We start from the raw sequence: 22,384 nt of genomic DNA, 5'->3' as shown, positions 1-22,384 counted from the left end.
ACCGAGGTGCAGGGGCGGTTCACGGATCTGCTGCCGGTGAAGGAAGGCGAGGGCGGGCCTTCCGGCACCCTGCACTGAGGCCGCCGGGGAGGGCGCGCGCATGTGCGGTCGTTACGCCCTCTACGGTCCGGTCTCGCGCCTGCGCGAGGCCTTCGACGCGGTGCCCGAAGGCTTCGAGTTCGAGCCGCGCTGGAATGCGGCGCCGATGCAGTGGCTTCCGGTGGTGCGCCAGCGGGCGAACGGCGAGCGGGTGATCCACCGCCTGCGCTGGGGCCTGGTGCCCTCGTGGGCGAAGGACGAGGCGATCGCCACGAAGCTGATCAACGCGCGCGGCGAGTCGGTCGGCGAGAAGCCCTCGTTCCGGGCGGCGTTCCGCCGCCGACGCTGCATCGTGCCGGCGAACGGCTTCTACGAGTGGCAGCAACTCAGTGACCAGCAGGGCGGCGGCAAGCAGCCGTTCTACATCCATCCGGTCGGGGGCGAGTTCTTCGCGCTCGCCGGGCTGTGGGAGCGCTGGACGAGGCCGGCTGACGGCGAGGAGATCGACACGTTTGCGATCGTCACCACCGAGGCGAACGCGGCGATGCGACCGCTGCACGACCGCATGCCGGTGATCCTGGCGCAGGGGGATTGGTGGGCGTGGCTGAACGGGGCGACTGCGGCCGACCAGGTTCAGGCGCTGGTGAGGCCGTGTCCCGAGGCGGCGCTCGCGGTGTATCCGGTGGGCAGGGCGGTCGGCACCGTCAGAAACGAGGGGGCAGGGCTGATTGCACCGCTTTGAAGCATCCGCGGACCTCAGCCGACGAGCAGGGTCACTCCGTTGCTGATCACTGGCCTGTTGCGCCTCCATACAGTCTTCTGAAACAAGCACACCGAGAGGCCCCGTATGCAAATGCGGCGGGATGGTTCGGGCCACGACTGGGCTGCTTCCCAGTCCACTTATCGCAAACCACAGGGTGATGGTCGTCTTAACTGCGTGGCTCCATCTCCTCGCACTTCAGTCGCCACATACGATCCTTCACCCGCTTGCGCTCGTCCTGGAGATACGGGGTACTACGCTCCCGCTGCGCCTCGGTGATCTGGCGAAGTTCTGCGCGCAAGGCAGCGCATTGGTTAGGGTCGAGCTCCTTCGCATGGAGAGGCGCGGTGGCCGCAAAGCTCGCCAAAATGAGGGCAATCCGGGATGCTCTGCTCATTGATGATGTGATGCCGTATATCCAAACGGCAAATGATGGCTGCTTTTTTTCGCCCGAACAACCACATGGGTCACACGTCAGGCGCGTAGCCATCATCGATAATTGGCGATCTATGGCTTTCCGGGAGACGAGATCGATGAATGGTATGAAGCGGCTGTTGGCTGTTGCGTTATGTCTCGGGGTCCTGTCCGCATGCTCGACGGCTCCAGTGGGCCGGCTCGATAAGATCCACGCGATGGCTCCGGTCACAGGCACGAAGTCGGTTTCGATACAGGCGCCAGGCTTGCTGTACCAGGATCGCTTCGAACTCACGGTCTGGAACCTCGGTGATGGTCCCGATGTTGTGCCCGTCGAGATCGCTCTTTCCGACGATGCGCTGTACTTCGTTCGGTGGCGCGAGGATGGGCAGCTGTACGTCCCTGTCCAGACCATCCCCCTAAGCGAGATCGTCCGAGTAAAGCGATACACGTATCTGACCGCACCCTTTCTGGGGGTGGAGAGCACGGGCTACAAGTTCAACGCCTTCATGCTCTCCGGAAGGGAGAATCAGCTATTGCTCGACGAGCTACATCGCGAGCTGAGCAAGTACGCGAGGGCGAAGCCTTGAAACGCCTGCAGGACTTTTGGTCCTGACAAAGCTGGTTGAGCTGGCGCCCCCGCCGTTTGGCGCCGCTCCGTGCTCGCCCGGGATGCCTCCGCTTTCGGCTGTAGCTGCAACTGGATGCGCCAGCGTACTTGTCGTCGATCGAACTTCAACGCTTTGTCATTTGTACCGCTTTGCACTATCTTGGTGCTTTGTGTTCTTGGGCGACAGCCATGCCTACAAGTCCGATCGAGGGGTCAGTGCTGACGATCAAGGAGGTCGCGGCCTTCCTCAAGGTGAATGATCGGACGGTCTACCGTCTCGCTGCTGCCAGGAAGCTCCCTGCGTTCAAGGTGGGCGGCACGTGGCGCTTCCTCAGGGCCGACATCGAGCACTGGATCAAGAGCCAGACTGCCGTCGGCGCACCCCAGAGCGAGGTCGAGCATGACTGACAGCCTCGAGCAACTCGTCCGTGATATCCGCGCCCTCCAGAGTCCCTTGATCTTGCTCGTCGGCCCCCCGGGCAGTGGCAAGACACAAAGGCTCCGGCAACTGGCCGCCAAGCTCAGCAGCGAGTCCATCAACGTAGGACTGGAGCTTGCGCGCCTGCTGGCAGCCACGCCCAACAACAAGCGTGGCTTCTCCGCCGGCGAGCTGCTGCGTGAGATCACGAACAATCACAAGACAGGCGGCCTCTTGTTACTCGACAACCTCGAGCTACTTTTCGAGCCCAGTCTGCAGGTCAACCCATTGGACCTGATCAAGCGGCTGGCCCATGCGCAACCCGTCGTGGCTGTCTGGCCGGGGGAGCTGCGGGGCGATCGCCTTACCTACGCGGACATGAGCCACCCCGAACATCGCGACTACAGCCGTGAGGGCGTTGTCGTGTTTGAAGTTTGACGCCCGATTCAGAAAACCAAGAAAGAGAAGAACGTATGGCCCTGCACATGAAATACGGCGACCTGATCCAGTTCGAGCAGATCGAATCCGTCATCCAACTACTCGATGCCGGGCGCCCGGACGAGGCCAGGAAGCTCGTCGAGACCTTTGTCATCTCCGACGACATGGCCGAGCGGATCTCCAAGCTCATGGTTCCCCAGCTCAGTTTCGACGAGTCGGTCGATCACAAGGGCGTGCTGATCGTCGGCAATTACGGCACCGGTAAGTCGCACTTGATGTCCGTGCTGTCGCTGGTGGCCGAAGACGCCGCTTACGCGCCGATGATCCGCCACCCCAAGGTCGCCGAGGCGGTTGCCCCGATCGCTGGCCGCTTCAAGGTGCTGCGCATCGAGGTGGGCGGGCTGCAGATGCCGCTGCGCCAGATCATCACCCTGCAGCTCGAGCGTTTCCTCGAAAAGCTCGGCGTCGACTACACCTTCCCGACCGCCGACAAAGAGCTCAACAACAAGGACTCCTTCGAGCAGATGATGGCCGCGTTCGGCGAGAAATTCCCGGGCCTGGGTGTGCTGCTCGTTGTCGACGAGTTCCTGGAGTATCTGCAGTCCCGCCGGGACCACGAGCTTGTGCAGGATCTGGCCATCCTGCGGCAGATCGGCGAGGTCACCAAACACCTGAAGTTCCGCTTCGTTGCCGGTGTGCAGGAAGCCATCTTCGACAGCGTGCGCTTCCAACACGTGGCCGACAGCATGCGACGCGTCAACGAGCGCTTCACGCAGATCCTGATCGACCGCCAGGACGTGAGCTTCGTCGTCTCCGCGCGCCTGCTCAAGAAGACGGCCGACCAGCAGAACAAGATCCGCGAATACCTCACGCCCTTCGCCAAGTTCTATGGCTCCATGAACGAGCGCATGGACGAGTACGTGCGGCTGTTCCCTGTTCACCCGGACTACCTGAAGACCTTCGAGCAGATCCACTTCACCGAAAAGCGCGGCGCGCTCAAGACCATCGAGGCCGCCATGCTGGCCATCCTCGACCAGGAAGTGCCCGCCGACAAGCCGCTGTTCATCAGCTACGAGAGCTTCTGGAACAACATCAAGGCCAACTCGGTCCTGCGCGCCGACCCGAACATCAAGGAAGTCATGCGCGTGTCCGAGGTGCTGGAGTCCCGCGTGCAGCAGGCCTTCACCCGACCGGCCTACAAAGCCATGGCGCTGCGGGTCATCAACGCACTCGCCGTTCACCGCCTGACCACGGGCGGCGACATCCATGTCCCCATTGGCCCCACGGCCGCCGAGTTGCGCGACGCCCTGTGCCTGTTCCAGCCGGGCGTGGAGGACATGCCGGGTGATCCGGCCGAGAACCTGCTGTCGATGGTGCAGACCGTCCTGCGGGAAGTGCTGAAGACCGTCAACGGCCAGTTTATTTCCAAGGCGCCGGACACCGAGCAGTATTACCTCGACCTCAAAAAGGACATCGACTACGACGCGCAGATTGAAAAGCGCGCCGAAGCCCTGTCCGACGACGCACTGGACCGCGCTTACTACAGCGCCGTCAAAGCGCTGATGGAGTGCAGCGACGATCTGCGTTACCCCGGCTTCCAGATCTGGCAGTACCAGATCGAATGGCAGGAGCGCCGCGTCGAGCGCATGGGCTACCTGTTCTTCGGGGCACCGAATGACCGGCCCACGGCCCAGCCCGAGCGCGACTTCTACATCTACTTCATCCAGCCCTTCGACAAGCCGAAGTTCAGCGACAACCACCTGGCGGATGAAGTGTTCTTCCGCCTGAAGTCGCCCGACGAAGCCTACAAGCGCTACTTGTCACAATACGCGGCAGCATTGGACCTGGCGTCCACCGCCAGCGGCGGCGCCAAGGCCATCTACCTGTCCAAGGCCCAGGATTCGCTGCGGTCCATGAGCAAGTGGCTGCAAGAAAAACAGATGACCGCGTTCGAGGTCACCTACCAGGGCAAGACCAAGACGCTGCAGGACTGGTCCAAGGGCGTGTCCCTGCGTGACCGCGCGCGACTGGGCCCGGACGAGCGCATCAACTTCCGCGACGTGGTGAACATCGTCTCCGGCCTGGCGTTGGGCCAGCGCTTTGCCGACATCTCGCCCGAGTACCCCACCTTCTCAGTGCTGGTCACCGAGGCCAACCGCAAGCAACTGGTGGGCAATGCACTGCGAGCGCTGGCCGGTGGCACCCGGACCAAGGATGCCGCAGCCATCCTCGATGCGCTGGAACTGCTCGATGGTGACCGCGTCGACCCGGCCAACTCCCGCTATGCGCAGGAAGTGCTGAACCGGCTCAAGGCCAAGGGCCACGGCCAGGTGCTCAATCGTAGCGAACTGTTGTCGGGCACGTCTGACGTCGAGTATTTCGCGCCGATCAAGTACCGACTGGAGCCGGATCTGCTGGTCACCGTGCTGGGCGGCCTCGTCTACTCCGGCGACATCGTGCTGTCGATCACCGGCGACAAGATCGACTCCGGCAAGCTGGCGCAACTGGCAGAACGCTCGCTGGAGGAACTCAAGCAGTTCAAGCACGTTGAGGCGCCCAAGGAGATCAACCTCGCGGTGCTGCGTGCCCTGTTCGAGTTGTTCGATCTGCCGTCTGGCCTGGCCCAGAAGGCCAGCCAAGGCGATACCGAGCCAGTCATCAAACTGCAGGAGAAAGTCAGCGCGTTGGTACCGCGCGTGCTCAAGGCCGGCTCCGACCTACAGCAAGGCAAGCTCGGCTTCTGGGGCCAGAACCTGCTGCGCGAAGAAGAAGCCAAAGACTGGCACGTTCGGCTGGATTCACTGAAAAAGTTTACCGAGTCGCTGGCGCCGTACAACACCGTCGGCAAGTTGAAGAACCTGCGCGTCACACAGGAAGACCTGGACGGCCAGAAGAAGAATCTGGAGATCCTGGCCGCCGTCGAGCGTCTTCTCGAACTGGTGGTGGAGTTGGGCAGCACGGCGTCCTACCTCTCGCAGGCCGAGATGGTGTTGCCCGCCGAGCACCCCTGGGTGAAGCAGGCCGAGACGGCCCGCAAGGCACTGCAGGAAAAGTTGAGTCAGGACCGTACAGCCGAGCACGCCGCCGAATACCGGCAGACGCTCAACCAGCTCAAGAAGGACTACATCACCGCCTACATCGCCAGCCACAGCAAGGCGCGGCTGGGTGTAGCTGAGGACAAGACCCGCAACGCCCTGCGCAAGGACGATCGTCTGCTGGCGCTGCGCGTGTTGGCCGGCGTGTCGCTGATGCCCACCAGCCAACTCACTGCCTTCGAGGAGTCGCTCAACGGCCTGAAGAGTTGTTCCTCCCTGGACGAGCCGACCCTGGTCACGGCCGCCGTATGTCCGCACTGCCAGTTCCGCCCGTCTGCCGAGCAGTTGGAGCTGATCCCGGCGGCCAACCGCCTGCACAAGCTCGACGATGACCTGGATCAGTTGGTGGCCAACTGGAAGCAGACCCTGCTGGAGAACCTGGAAGACCCGTTCACGCAGGACAGCCTGGGCCTGCTGCCGCCCGCGTCCAAGAAGCTGATCGATGCCTTCCTGGCCTCGCGCAAGCTGCCGGACCCGATGACCAGCGAGTTCGCAAACGCGGTGCAGGAGGCGCTATCGGGGCTGGAGAAGATCGCGGTCAAGGGCGACGAGATCAAGCAGGCGCTGCTGCAAGGCGGCTCGCCGGCCACACCGGACGACCTGCGCAAGCGCTTCGACACCTTCATGAACGAGCGCTGCAAGGGCAAGGATGCCACCAAGCTGCGCTTCGTGATCGAGTGAGCTGAATCCAATGGCCAAGGCAAACGGCTTCGCCGTACTCCTCACGAAAGATCGGATGAGCACATTCCTTGAATGTGTCGCCGAGGAGCGCGCGTTCGCCGAGCCAGTTGCCGACTTTCAGCACAGCCGAAACGTGCCCTTGGTTTGCTTCGTAGTCGACGCCCACAAGATCACCCACATCGGTCTAGGGCGCAGAGGCACGCGTGCTGGCACTGGACTCAGCCGCCTGAACATCGACCGAGTCGAAAAGCTCGCAGAGCCTCTGTCGGTTCAGCGAGTCACCAATCGATTGCCAAAACGCAATGCAGCATCCGTGAGGAAGCGCTTCAAGTCCGGTGGGCTCCTGACAGACAAAGGCTTTACCGCCGTCATCGAGGCCATTCGGCAGCTCGCACCTCAGGCAAGTTCATTGCTGGAGCGGTTCAGTCAAGCACGAACTGCGCGTATTCAAAGTCTGTCTCCCAAGGTTCAGGACAACCTGGCGCAGCAGAAAGAAGCTGTGCTCACCGCACTATCCATTGCAGGGTTGAGCCGCGAGCCCGTTCAAACTTGGTCGCCGCCAGAGGTAACGCCAGCGTCTTTCCTTGATGGCTTGTCCAGCGCTCGATTGCGCGAAGATCAGATGGTCATCAATGACCTGATGAAGATCCCAGGCTTCACTCTTATTCGAGACCAAGTGAGCGTCACCGGCGCTGCAGTGTTTGAATCAGAAGCAACGTCGGAACGGCTCACGGTCATTCTTGCCAACCGGCTTCCGTTGGAAGAGCAGACTGGCACCGACCTCATCTATTTCAACGAGACGTATCAGAGCTTTGTGATGGTTCAGTACAAGGCGATGGAGCGTGAAGACGGGCCAAACGGAGTACCGCAAGCAGTTTTCCGGTTGCCTAACACGCAGCTCGCTGAAGAGATCACGCGCATGGATGCCTTGCTGGCAAGCTTACAGGCTTGTCCGGCCAATACCTCGCATGATGGCTATCGCCTGACAGGGAACCCATTCTTCCTGAAGCTTTGCTCGCGGCTGGTTTTCAACCCGGACGATATCGGGCTTGTACCAGGCATGTACCTGCCACTCGACTATTGGAAGCTGCTGGTCCAGAGCCCAGGCATCCCGGGTCCGCGCGGTGGACTGCGCGTGACCTTTGAAAACGCCGGACGACATTTCGACAACTCGTCTTTCACGAACATCGTTTCCAAGGCCTGGGTGGGCACAACTCCAAGCCAGTCAGACGTCTTGAAGGAAGCAATTCGCCAGACACTCGAAACCGGAAAAGCCGTAGCCATCGCGGTAAAGCCCAAGAAATTAAACGCTGCCGACACCGGCGAGCGGATTGACCTTAGCGAGATCACGCCCAATGACTGATTTTTTCCAGAACCAAAAGCCGACAACGGGTCCAGTCGAATGCCTCGGCCAGACATTCTCAAGCGAGCAAGCCCGGCGCGAGCACTTCACCAAGCTGCTGGCCGAGAAGCTGAAGGATCCGGCGTTCCGTAAGATCGAAGGATTTCCGCAGGGTACGGACGAGGCCATCTTGGCGATGTCGGACCCGCCGTACTACACCGCCTGCCCGAACCCGTTCCTCGAAGATTTCGTGCGCCACTACTGCAAGCCGTATGACCCTAGCGTGAAGTACAGCCGCGAGCCACAAACCGTGGATGTAACGGTTGGCAAGACGGACGCGCTTTACAAAGCGCACTCCTATCACACCAAGGTACCGCATCTGGCTATCGTGCCGTCAATCCTGCACTACACGGAGCCGGGCGACATTGTTCTTGATGCTTTCGGCGGGTCAGGAATGACAGGTGTTGCTGCGCAGTGGTGCGGCTTGGCTCCGGCAGCCTATCGGCATGAACTGGAGATGGAGTGGAAGAAGCAAGGCAAGCCAGCGCCCAAGTGGGGCGCCCGGCGTGCCGTCATCAATGATCTTTCACCTGCTGCCACCTTTATCGGCGCCAACTACAACATCCCGCTCGACGTGGAAGCCTTTGCCAAAGCCGGCAAGCAACTGCTCAAAGAACTCGAGCAGGACATTGGCTGGATGTACGAAACGACCCATACCGATGGCAAGACCAAGGGTCGAATTGAGTACACGGTGTGGAGTGAGGTCTTCACCTGTCCGCATTGCGCTGGCGAGGTGAACTTCCTGGATGAAGCATTGGACGAGGACACCAAACGGGTCCGAGATGACTTCCCTTGCCTACACTGTGGTGCGGAACTCACCAAGAAAAAGCTTGAAAAGCTCCTCGAAACGACAGTCGACCCCATTTCAGGTAAAGCCATCAAAACCGCGAAACGGGTTCCGAGCCTCATCGGCTATGTCGTCGGCGGCAAAAAATATGAGAAAAAACCCGACGCCTCCGATCTCGCAACCATAGCCAAAATTGCCACCCTGCCACTTCCTGCCTCGCTACCCACTGATCGGATGATGCACGCCCCGGAAAATCAGCAAAAGTGGGGAGACAAATGGCGCGCCGGATCGGCGTCCTTTTCACACGTCCATCATCTTTTCCTTCCGCGTGCTGCACAAGCTGTTGGGAAGCTGTGGGAGAAAGCCAATGCAAACCGAGATCCTCGAATTCGCGCCTTTCTGTTGTACATGGTCGAGCAATCGATTCCAGGCTTATCGGTTTTGAACAGGTACAGGCCGACTGGTTTTTCTCAGGCGAGCCAGTACATGACTGGGGTCTATTACGTAGCATCACAACACTCCGAATGCAGCCCTTGGTACAACCTAGGCGGCAAACTCGACCGTCTGGCCAAAGCGTTCCGTGAGTACAAAGTCGGCGCTGGCAATACGGCGATTACCACCGGGACAGCTGCCCAGCTGGGGCTACCCGATAGCAGCATTGATTACATCTTTACCGACCCGCCTTTCGGCGACAACCTCGCGTATTCCGAGCTGAACTTTATTGTTGAGGCTTTTCATCGCGTGTTTACGCACCAAGGGCCTGAAGCGGTCATGAGTGACAGCCAGCAAAAGGGTCTGCACGAGTACCACCGGCTGATGAAGTCTTGCTTTGCCGAGTATTACCGCGTGCTCAAGCCAGGACGATGGATGACGGTGGTTTTTTCGAACACCCAAGCAGCCGTTTGGAACGGCATCCGAACCGCTCTGCAGGAGGCTGGCTTCGTCATTGCAAACGTCTCAGCTCTCAATAAAGTGCAGGGCAGTTTCAATGCGGTTTCAAATGCAACCTCTGTCAAACAGGACTTGGTGATCACGGCCTACAAACCCAATGGAGGGCTGGAGGCGCGTTTCCTGAAATCCGGCGGCGAGGTCGATTCGGTATGGGACTTTGTGAGAACCCATCTTGGCTATCTGCCTTCCGTCAAGATGAAAGGTGGAGAACTTGAATATATCCAAGAGCGCGACCCGCGGATTATCTTTGACCGCATGGTGGCATGGTTTGTAAAGCACGGCTTCCCCGTGCCGCTTTCCAGTCAGGAATTTCAGGCTGGTCTAAGCCAACGTTTCGAACCGCGAGACGGGATGGTTTTTCTGCCAGAGCAAGCTGCAGAGTACGACAAGAAGCGCATGCAGGTCGCCATTGCGCCGCAAATGGAAATGTTTGTTTCGGATGAGCGAAGCGCCATTGATTGGCTCGCCGACTTTTTGAAGAAGCGGCCGTCCACCTATGCGGAGATTACGACCGAATACATGCCAGTTGTCGGCGCTGCGAAAAAGAAGGGAGAGGTCATTCCCGAACTGATCAGATTGCTGGATGAAAATTTCATCCAGTACGACGGCAAGGGCGAGGTGCCGAGCCAAATTCACAGCTATCTCTCGACCAACCACAAGGATCTTCGTGGGTTGGAGAAAAACAGCCCGGCCCTTGTGGCCAAGGCCAAGGATCGCTGGTATGTGCCCGACCCGAACAAGGCACAAGACCTGGAGAAGAAGCGCGAGAAGGCGCTGCTGAAGGAGTTCGAGACCTATCGGGCGTTCACGGGTCGCAAGATCAAGGAGTCGCGTTTGGAGGTGCTGCGTGCCGGTTTCCGCGCTGCGTGGGCTGCTAAGGATTACAAGACCATCATCAGCATCGCCAACAAGTTGCCAGACGAGACGCTGCAAGAGGACGAGAAGCTGCTCACCCTCTATGACCTCGCGCTGACCCGAACCGAAGACGGGATCTGAACGTGGCCGGCGGCGGATTCACCATCGGTGACTGGTGCTGGTTCACGCGGCAGGCATCGCCCTGCCGTGTGATCGAACGGCAGGACGTGTGGGGCGAAGTCGCCTATCGCGTCTGGCTGCCCGCCAAGGACGCGGTCGTGCGCGCTCGGGCGCTGGACCTGGCTTCGCTGGAAAGCGTGCGCCCGAGCGTGGAACAGATCCTTCACACCACAGCGGCCGCCAAGCTGCTGGATGCGCTGGAAGACAACCTGCTGTTGGCGCCCATCCAGTCCAGCGTGGTGCCGCTGCCACACCAGCTCTACGCGCTGAACCGCGCCATCAGCCGCGACCGTATCCGCTACCTGCTGGCCGATGAGGTGGGCCTCGGCAAGACCATCGAGGCCGGCTTGGTGCTGCGCGAATTGAAATTGCGTGGCCGGGTGAAGCGCATCCTGGTGGTGGCGCCCAAGGGACTGGTACGCCAGTGGCAGGCCGAAATGCGGCTGCACTTCGGCGAGAAGTTCCAGTTCATCGAACCGTCCGAGCTTGCCGCCTTCCGGCAGTGGCGCAGTGGCGGCGCGGGCGAGGAAGAGAACCTGTGGCGCATGCACGACCAGGTGATCTGCTCGCTGGATTCGGTGAAGCCGCTGGAAGGCCGGCGCGGCTGGAGCCTGGAGCAACTCAACACCTACAACCGCGAGCGCTTCGAGGACCTGATCTCAGCGTCGTGGGATCTGGTCATCATCGACGAAGCCCATCGCATGGGCGGCAGCACCGAGCAGGTGGCGCGCTACAAGCTGGGCGCCGCGCTGGCCGAAGCGTCGCCCTATCTCTTGCTGCTGTCGGCCACGCCGCACCAGGGCAAGACTGACCAGTTCATGCGCTTGATGCAGTTGCTGGACCGCGAAGCCTTCCCGGACGAGAGCAGCGTTAGCCGCGACCGGGTACGCCCTTTCGTGATCCGCACCGAAAAGCGCGCATCGATCAACGCCGAAGGTCAGCCGCTGTTCAAGCCACGTGTGACCCGGCTTCAGGCGGTTGCCTGGCAGGCCCGCCACGGCTCGCAGCAGCGACTGTATGAGGCGGTGACCGACTATGTGCGCCACGGCTACAACCAGGCTATGGCGGCCAAGCAGCGCCACATCGGCTTTTTGATGATCCTGATGCAGCGGCTGGTGACCTCCAGCACGGCAGCCATCCGCACCACGCTGGAAAAGCGCCAGGCCTTGCTTGATGCGCCGCAGCCGCAGGCCAACCTCTTCGAGAGCACCAGCGCCGACGAGTGGGCGGACCTCGACGGCCAGTCCCAGGTGGATCTGGCGATGCAATCCAGCGGCTGGGAGCTGGAGAAGTCTGAAGTCGAGATGCTGTTGGAGCTGGCGCGGGAAACCGAGGCCGCCGGCACCGATGCCAAGGCCGAGGCACTGCTGGAGCTGATCTACAAGCTGCAGCAAGAGGAAGGCGACCCGGCGCTCAAGGTGCTGATTTTCACCGAGTTCGTGCCGACGCAAGCGATGTTGGCCGATTACCTCGAAAGCCGGGGTTTCTCGGTGGCGACGCTCAACGGCAGCATGGACCTGGAAGCGCGCACGCGGGCACAACAGGTGTTCTCCAAGGATGTGCGCGTGCTGATTTCGACGGATGCCGGTGGTGAAGGTCTGAACCTGCAGTTCTGCCATGTCATCGTCAACTTCGACATGCCGTGGAACCCGATGCGGATCGAGCAGCGCATTGGCCGGGTGGACCGCATCGGACAAAAGCACGTGGTTCGCGCCATCAACTTTGTGCTCGAAGACACCGTGGAGCATCGGGTGCGCCAGGTGTTGGAGGCAAAGCTCGAGGTCATCGCGCAGGAGTTTGGCGTCGACAAGGCGGCCGACGTGATGGATTCGGTCGAGGCCGACCCGATCTTCGACGAGCTGTTCGTGCATGGCCTGCAGAACCCGGATGCCATCGAACAGGAGTGCGACGCGGTGGTGTCGCAGCTTCGATCCACCCTGTCGGAGTCGAAGAAGAACAGCGATCTGCTCACCACGGAGCACGATCTGGACGCCGATGATGCCCGCAAGTGGCGCGACCACCCGGCGCAGTTCTGGCTGGAGCGCGCCATCACCAGCGGGTTGGCTGCGCGCGGCGGCTCGGCAACGAAGGTTGGCAAGGCGTGGCGAGTGAAGTGGGCAGACGGCAGTGAGTCGGCACAGGCCTGCTTTGACGCCCGCACGGCGGATGAGAACCCGGAGTTGGAATGGGTCACGATGGAAGACCCACGCGCCCGGGCGGTGATCAGCGAGCTGCCGCGCTTTGTCGCCGGCCAGCCGCTGCCGGTGATCCGCGTGACCGGTCTTCCGGACTCGGTACGCGGCATCTGGTCGCTGTGGGAGATCAGTCTGGCGGCTGAAGGCTTGAGTCGGAAGCGCTTCCTTCCCGTGTTCATCAACGAGGAAGGCCGCCCCTTCGTGCCGACCGCCAAGCGCGTCTGGGATCTGCTGCTGACCGAAACCGTAGACGTTCATGCCGTGACGGGTGCCGAGGAGTCGGCGAAGTGGTTCGAGGTATCGCAGGCGGCTGCCAGTACCCAGGGTGAACGGATATTCACCGAGCTGTTGACCGAACACCGCGCCCGGCTGAAGGAAGAGCGCGAACGAGCGGTGTATGCGTTCGAGGCCCGAGGTCAGGCCATCGGACGAATCGGCTTACCCGCCGTGCGTGAGCACCGGCGCAAGCGGCTGCAGCAGGAACACGATGCACGCTTGGCCGCCCTCGATGATATGGAAGCCAGCGTGCCCGATTTGAATGCCGTGATGATGGTTCGGGTCTCGCGTGTGACGGAGGGTGGGTGAGACGATGAGTCAGGACTTTGACGAGCTGAGTCGGCGGCTTGAGATGGCTCCGGAACGTTTAGCGCATCTGTTTGCGGTGGCGGGTATCGACACGCCCGAGACGAACCCGTCGGTGTCGCTTGCGAAGTTGTCACACTTTCTCGCGAAGAAGCTGCTGCCCAAGGTCCAATCTGAAATGGAGCGCAGGAGAACGTTGGTCGTGCTGGAGCGCAAGTTGGCTGAGCTGGAGCAGCGGCATGAGCAAGAGTTTGAAGTCGCTCCTGTCCTGCCAGAGTTCATTCCCGTGGCAGCGCGGATCGAACTGATGCACGAGGCCTTCCGACTTCGGGTACCACACGATGAACACTGGTCCGCGCTCCGGTCGATGTATGTCGAGGTTTTCTTTGCGCCGCCGCCTGCATTCGTCGAGGAGCGTGAGGAAAGTTGGGTGAATCAAGTGCTGACGGCGATCGCGTTTAAGCGCCCGATCAAGGACGACGCGGGGGTCGAGTATGTCAATTCGAGCCAGTTCGGGGCCAAGTGCGCATCTGAGGTCTCCAGATGACGAGTTGGGTCAAGACGCTGCTCCAAGGGTTCGCGGAGGATTTGTCTCGGTTGTGGATCGCCTGCGATCCAGACGACGTCCTGCTGGATGAGCTGCTGTTAGCTGAGCTCAGGGGGCGCGGCTTCGAGGTGATGCTTTACGAGGATCCGTTTGTATTCCGTGCCGAGTTTGAAGAGCGTTACCGCGCAGCGTGGGATCGCGGTGAGGATGGGCCGACTCCCTATCTGATTCTGCATCTGCGAGGGGCCGATACGAGCGTGCTGCCATGGGACATCGTCCGATCGGGTCGAGTGGTGCGCTTGAGTCTTGCCGAGTTGTTCCCGAGGTTGGCTTACAGCGTCGTGCGGCAGGTGGAAGCGGACAAGCTCGCGGCGCTCTTTAGCGCTCATCAGACGGAGCTGCAGTCTGTGCGTGGGGAAAGTGAGTCAAAGGACTTCGTCCTCGAGCACGTCTATCAGCTCACGCCGCGTTCCATTCGCACGCCGGTGGACCTTTGGCGTGAGCTGCTTCGGATGCAGTTTGCGAACCGAACACTTCCCACCTTACTCGCACAACACGCAGCCAACATCATCCAGGCAAAGGGGCTGTTTCCCGATCTGCCCGTGGCAACCTGGTTCTCATCGAGAAGTGCGTTGCTCAGAGTGGTTCAGGACGCCTGGCACCGGTATCTGTGGGGCCTGGGCTTCGAGAGCTCGCGAGCCGCGGAGAAAGCGGCGCGAGATTACGTCGGGGGAGTCGAGATCCCGTTTGAGCATACCGATGTACAGACGCTGGTCGATTCCATGTTCCTCGATGGCTGCTTGCGGCCCTTGGCCGTTTACAGCGTCCCGAAGGGTGTCCCGGGGTGGGTGAGGGCAGGCATCGTCGCAGATCCAGCTGCCATGAGTCTGTTGGTCGCACAGGGCGTCGATACCCTGGTTGGCGCTGTTCCCTCTGCGGATGCTTCACATCGAGACTGGGGCGAGTTTGCCCAGCGATATGGCGAAGTTCAGGCGCGGGCAAACGATCTATCGACAAACTGGATTCCCGGTGACAGCATTGGCGAGCGGATGAGCGCGCTCCGCGCCAAGTCTGATGCGCAGTTGAAAGCCTGGGTTGGTGCTGGGCACTACGCAGACCTGATCTTGCAGCCGGTCGCCAAAGCGCCGGCGATGGTTCATCACATTCCGCGCTTTCTTCGCGGTCGTCGCGCATCGGGCGAGAAGAAGGTGGCGCTGCTGGTTTTCGATGGCCTGGCCTTCGATCAGTGGGTGCAGATTCGCGAGCGGCTGGCTGCGACCACTGCGCGCTTCATGTTCGAGGAAGGCACCGTCTTTGCTTGGCTGCCGACAGTGACATCCGTGTCGCGCCAAGCGCTTTTTTCAGGCTTGAAACCACGCGAGTTCGATGCCTCGATCGACCGGACTGACAAGGAAGAGTCCTTGTGGAAGTCGTTCTGGCAGAACGAAGGTGTGAGCCCGAACGAGGTGATGTATCGTCGCGCCCTTCGCCAGGTTGAGCAGCTCGATGCCCTCGAAGCGGACATCGACGCGCGGCGGCCCAACGTCTTGGGGCTGGTGGTCGACGAGGTCGATGACCGTATCCACAAGGAGCGATCCAAGAAGGACGTGGCCATGTGGATCCGGACCTGGTTGGCGACCGGCTTTGTCGAGCGGATCTTCTCGCTGTTGCTGGATAAGGGATATCACGTGTACCTCACGGCCGATCACGGAAACGTTGAGGCCACAGGCATCGGGCGGCCCAACCAAGGCGTGATTGCCGAGACACGGGGTGAGCGTGTCCGCGTATATCGGAGCGAGTCTCTGCTCGTAGATTCCGCAGTGGCTTACCCAGGTACCGTTCGCTTGGACGTCGCTGGATTGCCGGCGACTTTCATGCCGCTTTTCGCTGGCGGCAGGACAGCCTTTGTGCCGGAAGGCGAGCAGGTTGTCGTCCACGGTGGGGTCTCAGTCGAAGAGCTGATTGTGCCTTTTGTGAAAGTGAGTTCTGTGAAGGGTCTTGAATGAGTGTGCCGGCGCCTCAAATCGGCTTTGACCGTTTCATCCAGCACGACTGGGTGGCAGCCGTTGTCGCGGTGCGCCAAGGTGCAATGCCGCTAGCGACCTTGCACGACATGCTGCAGGCTTCTGGCCTCGGCAAGGAAGCACTGTCGAAGACGCTGACCAAGCTCAACGGATTGGGCTTGGCCCCCCGGGATGACTTGGCCGATTTCGTTGAGCGCGGCTGCGCGATTGTAGGGCGTGATGAGGATCCTGATCGCCTTGCAGCCTATGCGTGGGGTGTAGCGATCGCCACTTATTCGTTCTTCGGGAGGGTTGCCGAGTTTGTCGGCCGGCTAACGATGCTTCAGGGTGACTGCTCCTCAGCGGAGATTCACCGGCGGATGAGTGAGGTGTATGGCGACCGCCAGGTCACGAAGCGTGCGACGCAGGCGGTTCTGCAGACCCAATCGAGCTGGGGTAGCGTGCAACGCGTGGAAGGGGGCAGACGCGTTGTCCGTCTTCCGCCGAAGGACGTAGATGACGACACGCTCACGGAGTGGCTGATCGAGGCGGCGCTGCGGTACATGGGCAAGGCAGTGCCCGTTCAGAGCATTCAATCGCTACCGGTGCTGTTTCCCTTCAACTTCACCCGGCCATTGACATATGTCGTCTCACGCGCACCTCAACTGGTGCTGCGTAGCGAGGGGCCAAGTAGCCAATACGCGGCGCTGCGGGAGTCAGTTTGAAGTGCTTGGGTGGGTCGCTTAGGTGGTTGTTTCTGTGATTGGCGACGCAAATCCATCTGGCCGCAGTTACGCCCGTTCGCCTAACGCCACGAGCATTGCATTTGCCCACTGTGCGCGATTCATTGCCCAGAAGCTCATGTTGGCCGCTACTCCCGGTACCGCGTGAAGGGCATTGGGAAGGAAGGTTACATATGATGGGTTGTCTCCGAGTCTGCCTGGACACCACGCGCCGAAGTGTGGGGGCAGGTCATCGGCTGCCATTTCCATCTTGTTTAGCTGTAGGCAGATTCTGTTCAAGCGTTCCTCATCACGCACCCGATGAGGCATTTGCAGTAAGCAGAAGAGCCCACCGCCAAGCTCGGGATGCGGTTGATCAGCCATCATCTGGAACAAGGCGGTCTTGTGATCGCCGCGGGCTGCGCTGATGGCTCCGTCGCTAAGCCCGAACTCCGCCGTGAGTCCGAGACCTCCAGTTGTGCATGCGCAGACACGCGATAGGTACGACTCAACTTGATCGAAATCGCGAGCTGTCCACTTGGAATCTCCTCCACGGGGCCCCTCGTCCGTCAACGTCCGGCGGAGCGCGCCAAGGATCGCTTCGGTACCAAAAATTGTTGTGAAGAGTAGTAAGGGTAGATGCAGTGACTGCCAAGCATCCTCGCCTTCGTAGATCGTGAGTCGAGATCCGATCTGCACGTCGCCATCGTCGCTGTAGAGGGCGCCGAGTGCGGCGAAGCTGTTATATGCCGCAGTCGCGCTCGATTCGCGACCGTCGAAGAGGCTCTGCACTGGAGAGGGCAAGGCCGTAACGACACGAACGACGGCTTGTATCGGACCATTCTCAGATTCGCGAACATCCGGAGGTACTACGTCGAGGCACACCGTGTAATTGTCATGCCGGGCGAAGAGCGTGTTGTCCTTCAGCGTTGCTTTGATGGAAGTCTTGCCAAGTATCGCAAGCAGCTCGCCGAGAGGAACGCCCATCGGGCTGGGGTCGGGCTTTTTATTCCAGAACATTTTGACTCCTCATCGTCTAGCCGAACTCGGTCTCACTCGAGGCCAGTCGATCTGGGTTGGCAACCGAGATCGAGAGCTTCTTGCCGAGAAGATGCCATGTGGCTGATACGCCGCCATGATACCGAATGTCATCGTGATCATTGATTCCGTCATCGACATACGGTGCGGTCGTCAACGAATCGCCCTCTACACACAGTCGGCACCGAGGCTTGCCAAGCCACGTACTCTGTCGTCCGACCGGCTTTGTGGAGGCCGCTTCGGTCACATTCTTAGCGGACCATCTCCCAGGGCAGTTCGATTTCAGTGCGTCCGAAGTGCCCGTAGCTCGCCGTCTGCGCATAGATCGGCCGCTCGAGCCCCAGCGAGTCGATGATCCCCCTCGGCGTGAGCTGGAAGCGCTCGCGCACGAGGGCTTCCAGCTCCTCGTCCGGTCGGGTGCCGGTGCCGTAGGTATCGACCATCACCGACACCGGCTCGACCACGCCGATCGCGTAGGCGAGTTGAATCAGGCAGCGCCGCGCTAGGCCGCCGGCGACCAGGCTCTTGGCAATGTGCCGCGCCATGTAGGCCGCCGAGCGGTCGACCTTGCTCGGATCCTTGCCCGAGAATGCGCCGCCGCCGTGCGGGCAGGCGCCGCCGTAGGTATCGACGATGATCTTGCGCCCGGTGAGCCCGGTGTCGCCCTTGGGGCCGCCGACGGTGAAGCGGCCGGTGGGGTTGATCAGGGCCTCGAAGCCCGGGCTGCGCAGCTCTGCCGGCACGACCGGGTCGATGACGTGGCGCAGCACCTCGGCGCGCAGCGTGTCGGTGTCGATGGATTCGGCGTGCTGGGTGGAGAGCACCACCTTCTCGACCGCCACCGGGCGTCCGCCCTCGTAGCGCACGGTGACCTGGCTCTTGGCGTCGGGCCGCAGCCAGGGTAGGGCGCCCGACTTGCGCAGCTCGGCCTGCCGCCGCACCAGGCGGTGCGCGAGGCTGATCGCCAGCGGCATCAGCTCGGGCGTCTCGTCGCAGGCGTAGCCGAACATCAGCCCCTGGTCGCCGGCGCCGAGTTCGCCGTCGGCCCGGTCTACGCCCTGGCCGATCTCGCTCGACTGGTGGTTGAAGGCGATGCGGATCTCGCAGCGGCGCGGATCGATGCCGGTTGCGGCGTCGGTGTAGCCGATGTCGGCGAGCGTCTTGCGCACGATGCTTTCGGCCGCAGTCTCGATGTCGCGGAAGACCGCCTCGTCGCGTGTCTTGAATTCGCCGGCGACCACCACGTACTGGTCGGCGAGCAGGGTCTCGCAGGCGACGCGGGCCTTGGGGTCGCGGGCGAGGAAGGCGTCGAGGATGCGGTCGGAGATCTGGTCGGCGACCTTGTCGGGGTGGCCTTCGGTGACGGATTCGGAGGTGAAGAGGTAGGAGTGGTTCGTCATTGCCTGAATGTCTTTATGGGTGAGGACTGGCGCCGTGATGCGAGCACGCCAGCCTGCAGTTCTTTCGAGGGTTACGTGATTGTCCGGTCGTTGCTCTCAGTCGTCATAGGACTCGTCTAGTTCGATGCCCCAATCTGGGGAGAGCGTCAAGGGTTCATCGGGGAAGATGAGCACGGATCCGTCGTCGAGGATCTCCCGCAGTCGCTGATGTAGAAAGCCAGGATCTTCGATGGGCTTTGCATAAAACACCTTGGCAGTGGGACCCACCTCGGCCTTGACCCGGCGGGCTAGCTCGACCCCATCCCGGTGGAAGGCCTCCCAGTCCATTTCGTGCTTGCCGGACCAGGGGTCTGCCCTGCAAAAGCGCCCGTACCATTCATGCAAATCCTGGAAGAGGGCATCGGAGATCGGGTGCGGGCCACTCCATCCCCCCGAGTCCGCCCCGAGGGTGTAGCGCGAATCCACCCCTTCGACCCGACGCCAGGCGAACGCATCGCCGTAGTCGGGAGAAATCATGTAGCTGGCGGTGATGCCGTCATCCGGCTCGTGGTTGTCGTCGTTGCGCATGTCTGCTCCTTTTTAGCGGCTTTGCCGAAGTGGCGGGTGCCGCAATCTGGATCAAATCCCCCTTGGCCCTGACTGCGCTCTGCCGGCACGGGCCGATGTCGGCAGAGTTGTTCGATCACACGATCGGCTTGCGGTCGTAGCGCACGATGTCTTCGCCGTCATAGACGAAGCGGATTGTCCAGCCGCGCTCGGCGGCGATGCGGTTGGCGGCGTCGACCTCGGTGTGCAGTTCGGCGGCGTAGTAGCTGCTGCCAGGGCAGTCGCCCTCGATCACGACGATGCCGAGCGCATCCATCAGCTCCGGGTCTTCGCGCAGGAAATGGTCGTAGGCCGCCCCCTGGGCGTCGCCGGTCTTGTAGTAGGTCTCCCACTCCTGGCAGGGATCGGGCGCTTCGGAGAGCCAGTCGTCGATGATCCAGCGGATGTTGGTGCGATCAGTGCCGCTGGCCTGCTGGCACCACTCGAGCCACTCGGCCTCGACCCGCTCGTCGAGCGTCGCCTCGTCGAGCGCGGGATCCTGCTCGAGCAGGTGCTCGCGGTAGAGCGCCTGGATGGGGTCGTAGAGGTCGTAATGACTCTCGAGCATCGAGGCATCGACGTCGCTCGCGTCGCTGAAACCATAGGCGTCGTAGCGCGTGGTGTGCTCCTCGAAGTTGGCGTACGAGAGTGTGCGGAATTCGCTCACTTCGAACAGATCCCAAGTCTTCTCGGCTTCGGTCCAGGCCGTGTCGACCTCGACATTGGACGCGGTGGCCAGATCCAGGGGCAGGGCGATCGAGGCGCCGAACGAGGCCAGCGCCTTGAGGAAAGTGCGGCGATCCATGGCGGTCTCCTTTCTCAAGCTGCAGCGGTGCCGACCGAGGTGCGGATGAGCGCCTCGGCGGCAGCCAGGATGGCCGTGAGTTCGTCGTCCGCCGGGGTTGCCGCAGCACCGTCACGGCGCCACTGCCACTGCTGGCCGGACTGCTCGACGTGGTAGCCGTGCTTGGAGAGGTAGAGCCGGATCAGTCGCTGAACGGCCTTGATTGCTTTGTCGCGGGACATGTTCGCCTCCAGAACAGAAGCGCCCTCTTTAGCGGTATGCGTTTAACGTCCCCCGCAAGTGGGGCTAAATCAGGGACGGGATGCCGTTACGGCATGGGTGAAAGACTACCGGGCGGGCCGAGCCGAAGGGAGAAATTCCCCGCAAACTGCGCTCGGCCGTGCCCGGGTGGGTGGCCTTGCGCTAGCGCGAGAGGACGATGTCGGACTCGTGCCGGGCCGCCTCGGCGTTGGCCTTGGCGAGCGCTGCCTGCCAGTCGCGGAAGAAGCGTTCGCCGAGCAGGTGACGGGCGAGCACCGCGCGAAGGTAATCGGAGAGCGGTTGCTTTGCGGCGTCGGCCAGGTTCTGCAGCTCGAGTTTGAGCCGCGCGGGCAGGAAGAGCTTGAGGTCTTCGGTGGCCTTGCCCAGGTGGCGGGCGTTGATCTCGCGGGGTGTCGGTCCGTCTTCGGTGGTGCTGCGCCGGGCGGATCGCAAGATCTCGATCTTCTCCATCTCCTTGAGCTGCGCGCTCATTCGGCGCTGCAGGTGCGCGAGCTCGACCCGACCGAATACGTGCTCGAAGAGGATCCAGCGCAGCACGTCCGGGCGGCTCGCGTCGTGCTGGTCGCAGAGCACATCGATGGCAGCGACCAGCTTTTCGGGAAGCCAGAGCTTGATCGACACCGCATTGGTGCTGAAGTCCTCCGCCTCGAGCGCGCTGGGGCTGATCTCGCTGATGTCGCCCAGGAAGCGGGAGCCTCGGGTTGCGTAAGGCCACATGATGATCTTCTCCTCGTGTGGCCCGGCTCAACGCCAGCCCAGCCAGTGCGGCCGTATCGGGAGAGGCTCGCTCGATGGCTGGCGCACGGGCGTGCCGGTATGTGCAGGCGGGAAGGGATTGGGGACGAACTTGCCGAGCGCCTCGCGCTGGCTGGGGGTCAGGCGCCGGTCGCCCGTGGATTGCGTGCTGATCATGGTCTTGCTCCTCGCCCCCTGTTGAGCCGGCGTGACCGGCCTCGCGGGGGCGAAGAGGCGGTGACGCTTTAGCCGGTATTTGTCATCCGCCCCGGCAAGTTGTCGTTAATGCCGGCGGTTGGACCGTTGCCGGTCCTGGGGTGCTGCCTTGTCGTCCCGGATCACCACGGTGATGTCCGGGTCGTGTTCGGCGGCGGCGACTGCCGCCTGCCATTCCTGCGCCGAGAGCACATCCTCGGTCCACACGAAGGCGTTGTGCATCAGCCGACCGGTGAGGCGCTTGCCGTCGTCGAGGACGACGACTTCGCGCGGGGCGGTGCGGGCGGCCGGGTTGCGGCGCCGACGGCTTTGCTTGTACATGGCGTTTCTCCTGTCGATGTTCGAGCCATCCCCGCGCCTCGCCCCGGACGGGGGAGGGCAGCGGTCAAAAGGACTCGAGTGCATCGATCAGGTCACGCCGGTGCTTCCTTCGTGGTGTTATTCAGTTACCGCAAAAACAAAAAGACCCGTCGGCCATGCAGGCTCAGCGGGTCTTGTGTGGCCGCTTTAGCTGCATTTATTACGCGCCCGCAAGCTGTGTTCTCAAATCGGCGCGATGACTGGATTAAAGCGGAGAGGCGTTTGCGTTGTCAAGACCGGAAGAATAGGCTGTAGGGAGCACATAAACTGTCCGGACTTGTAGCACGTGATCTGTCCGGTTTCAT

The 22,384-nt window shown here is 61.6% G+C and carries 19 protein-coding genes and 1 riboswitch; of the genes, 11 read left to right on the top strand and 8 right to left on the bottom strand.

From position 1 onward, the window contains the following. Nucleotides 1-100 precede the first annotated feature (100 nt). From ACUH78_RS17190 to ACUH78_RS17140, 11 genes are all read left to right on the top strand, one after another. A complete protein-coding gene (locus ACUH78_RS17190) occupies nucleotides 101-781 on the top strand; it encodes an SOS response-associated peptidase (protein ID WP_445334144.1) in 681 nt (226 codons plus the stop codon). A gap of 365 nt (nucleotides 782-1,146) precedes the next feature. After that, nucleotides 1,147-1,803: a putative periplasmic lipoprotein gene (locus tag ACUH78_RS17185; RefSeq protein WP_445334145.1), complete on the top strand. Its 657-nt coding sequence runs from the start codon at nucleotides 1,147-1,149 to the stop codon at nucleotides 1,801-1,803. A gap of 209 nt (nucleotides 1,804-2,012) precedes the next feature. Next, nucleotides 2,013-2,231, top strand: coding sequence for a helix-turn-helix domain-containing protein (locus tag ACUH78_RS17180; protein WP_445334146.1), 219 nt, complete (start codon nucleotides 2,013-2,015; stop codon nucleotides 2,229-2,231). Continuing rightward, nucleotides 2,224-2,679, top strand: coding sequence for a BREX-3 system P-loop-containing protein BrxF (gene brxF, locus ACUH78_RS17175; protein ID WP_445334147.1), 456 nt, complete (start codon nucleotides 2,224-2,226; stop codon nucleotides 2,677-2,679). Before ACUH78_RS17180 ends, brxF begins: the two co-directional genes overlap by 8 nt. A gap of 35 nt (nucleotides 2,680-2,714) precedes the next feature. Continuing rightward, nucleotides 2,715-6,455 (top strand): DUF6079 family protein, encoded by a 3,741-nt coding sequence (locus ACUH78_RS17170; protein ID WP_445334148.1) that lies wholly within the window; start codon nucleotides 2,715-2,717, stop codon nucleotides 6,453-6,455. 55 nt (nucleotides 6,456-6,510) lie between these two features. After that, a complete protein-coding gene (locus tag ACUH78_RS17165) occupies nucleotides 6,511-7,818 on the top strand; it encodes a hypothetical protein (protein ID WP_445334149.1) in 1,308 nt (435 codons plus the stop codon). Continuing rightward, a complete protein-coding gene (locus tag ACUH78_RS17160) occupies nucleotides 7,811-10,591 on the top strand; it encodes a DNA methyltransferase (RefSeq protein ID WP_445334150.1) in 2,781 nt (926 codons plus the stop codon). Before ACUH78_RS17165 ends, ACUH78_RS17160 begins: the two co-directional genes overlap by 8 nt. A gap of 2 nt (nucleotides 10,592-10,593) precedes the next feature. Then, complete coding sequence (locus tag ACUH78_RS17155; RefSeq protein ID WP_445334151.1) at nucleotides 10,594-13,410, top strand: DEAD/DEAH box helicase; 2,817 nt, start codon at nucleotides 10,594-10,596, stop codon at nucleotides 13,408-13,410. A 4-nt stretch (nucleotides 13,411-13,414) separates the two neighbouring features. Further along, a complete protein-coding gene (locus ACUH78_RS17150; protein WP_445334152.1) occupies nucleotides 13,415-13,954 on the top strand; it encodes a hypothetical protein in 540 nt (179 codons plus the stop codon). Beyond that, nucleotides 13,951-15,960 (top strand): BREX-3 system phosphatase PglZ, encoded by a 2,010-nt coding sequence (gene pglZ / locus ACUH78_RS17145; RefSeq protein ID WP_445334153.1) that lies wholly within the window; start codon nucleotides 13,951-13,953, stop codon nucleotides 15,958-15,960. The genes ACUH78_RS17150 and pglZ overlap by 4 nt, the downstream gene beginning before the upstream one ends. Further along, nucleotides 15,957-16,682: a hypothetical protein gene (locus tag ACUH78_RS17140; RefSeq protein ID WP_445334154.1), complete on the top strand. Its 726-nt coding sequence runs from the start codon at nucleotides 15,957-15,959 to the stop codon at nucleotides 16,680-16,682. The genes pglZ and ACUH78_RS17140 overlap by 4 nt, the downstream gene beginning before the upstream one ends. Before the next feature lie 66 nt (nucleotides 16,683-16,748). Here ACUH78_RS17140 and ACUH78_RS17135 read toward each other — a convergent pair whose 3' ends face one another. From ACUH78_RS17135 to ACUH78_RS17100, 8 genes are all read right to left on the bottom strand, one after another. Next, nucleotides 16,749-17,699 carry a hypothetical protein gene (locus ACUH78_RS17135; RefSeq protein ID WP_445334155.1) on the bottom strand — a complete coding sequence of 317 codons (951 nt, stop codon included), beginning with the start codon at nucleotides 17,697-17,699 and terminating at the stop codon, nucleotides 16,749-16,751. Nucleotides 17,700-17,968: 269 nt separating this feature from the next. After that, nucleotides 17,969-19,117 (bottom strand): methionine adenosyltransferase, encoded by a 1,149-nt coding sequence (metK, locus tag ACUH78_RS17130; RefSeq protein WP_445334156.1) that lies wholly within the window; start codon nucleotides 19,115-19,117, stop codon nucleotides 17,969-17,971. 96 nt (nucleotides 19,118-19,213) lie between these two features. After that, a complete protein-coding gene (locus ACUH78_RS17125; protein ID WP_445334157.1) occupies nucleotides 19,214-19,684 on the bottom strand; it encodes a hypothetical protein in 471 nt (156 codons plus the stop codon). A 115-nt stretch (nucleotides 19,685-19,799) separates the two neighbouring features. Then, on the bottom strand, nucleotides 19,800-20,507 hold the full coding sequence (locus ACUH78_RS17120) for a hypothetical protein (protein ID WP_445334158.1): 708 nt from the start codon (nucleotides 20,505-20,507) through the stop codon (nucleotides 19,800-19,802). A 14-nt stretch (nucleotides 20,508-20,521) separates the two neighbouring features. After that, nucleotides 20,522-20,728, bottom strand: a complete 207-nt coding sequence (locus ACUH78_RS17115; protein WP_445334159.1) for a hypothetical protein — start codon at nucleotides 20,726-20,728, stop codon at nucleotides 20,522-20,524. A 181-nt stretch (nucleotides 20,729-20,909) separates the two neighbouring features. Next, entirely contained in the window at nucleotides 20,910-21,485 is a 576-nt protein-coding gene (locus tag ACUH78_RS17110; RefSeq protein WP_445334160.1) for a hypothetical protein, read from the bottom strand. Between the two features lie 27 nt (nucleotides 21,486-21,512). Continuing rightward, the gene (locus tag ACUH78_RS17105) at nucleotides 21,513-21,680 is read right to left on the bottom strand and encodes a hypothetical protein (protein WP_445334161.1); all 168 of its coding nucleotides are present in this window, start codon (nucleotides 21,678-21,680) and stop codon (nucleotides 21,513-21,515) included. A 105-nt stretch (nucleotides 21,681-21,785) separates the two neighbouring features. Next, on the bottom strand, nucleotides 21,786-22,040 hold the full coding sequence (locus ACUH78_RS17100; RefSeq protein WP_445334162.1) for a hypothetical protein: 255 nt from the start codon (nucleotides 22,038-22,040) through the stop codon (nucleotides 21,786-21,788). Nucleotides 22,041-22,205: 165 nt separating this feature from the next. Beyond that, nucleotides 22,206-22,284: riboswitch (SAM riboswitch) on the bottom strand. Between the last annotated feature and the right edge of the window lie 100 nt (nucleotides 22,285-22,384).

The sequence above is a fragment of the Thauera sp. ZXT1-4 genome (assembly GCF_052598215.2).
This window is presented reverse-complemented; position numbering and strand designations above follow the sequence as displayed.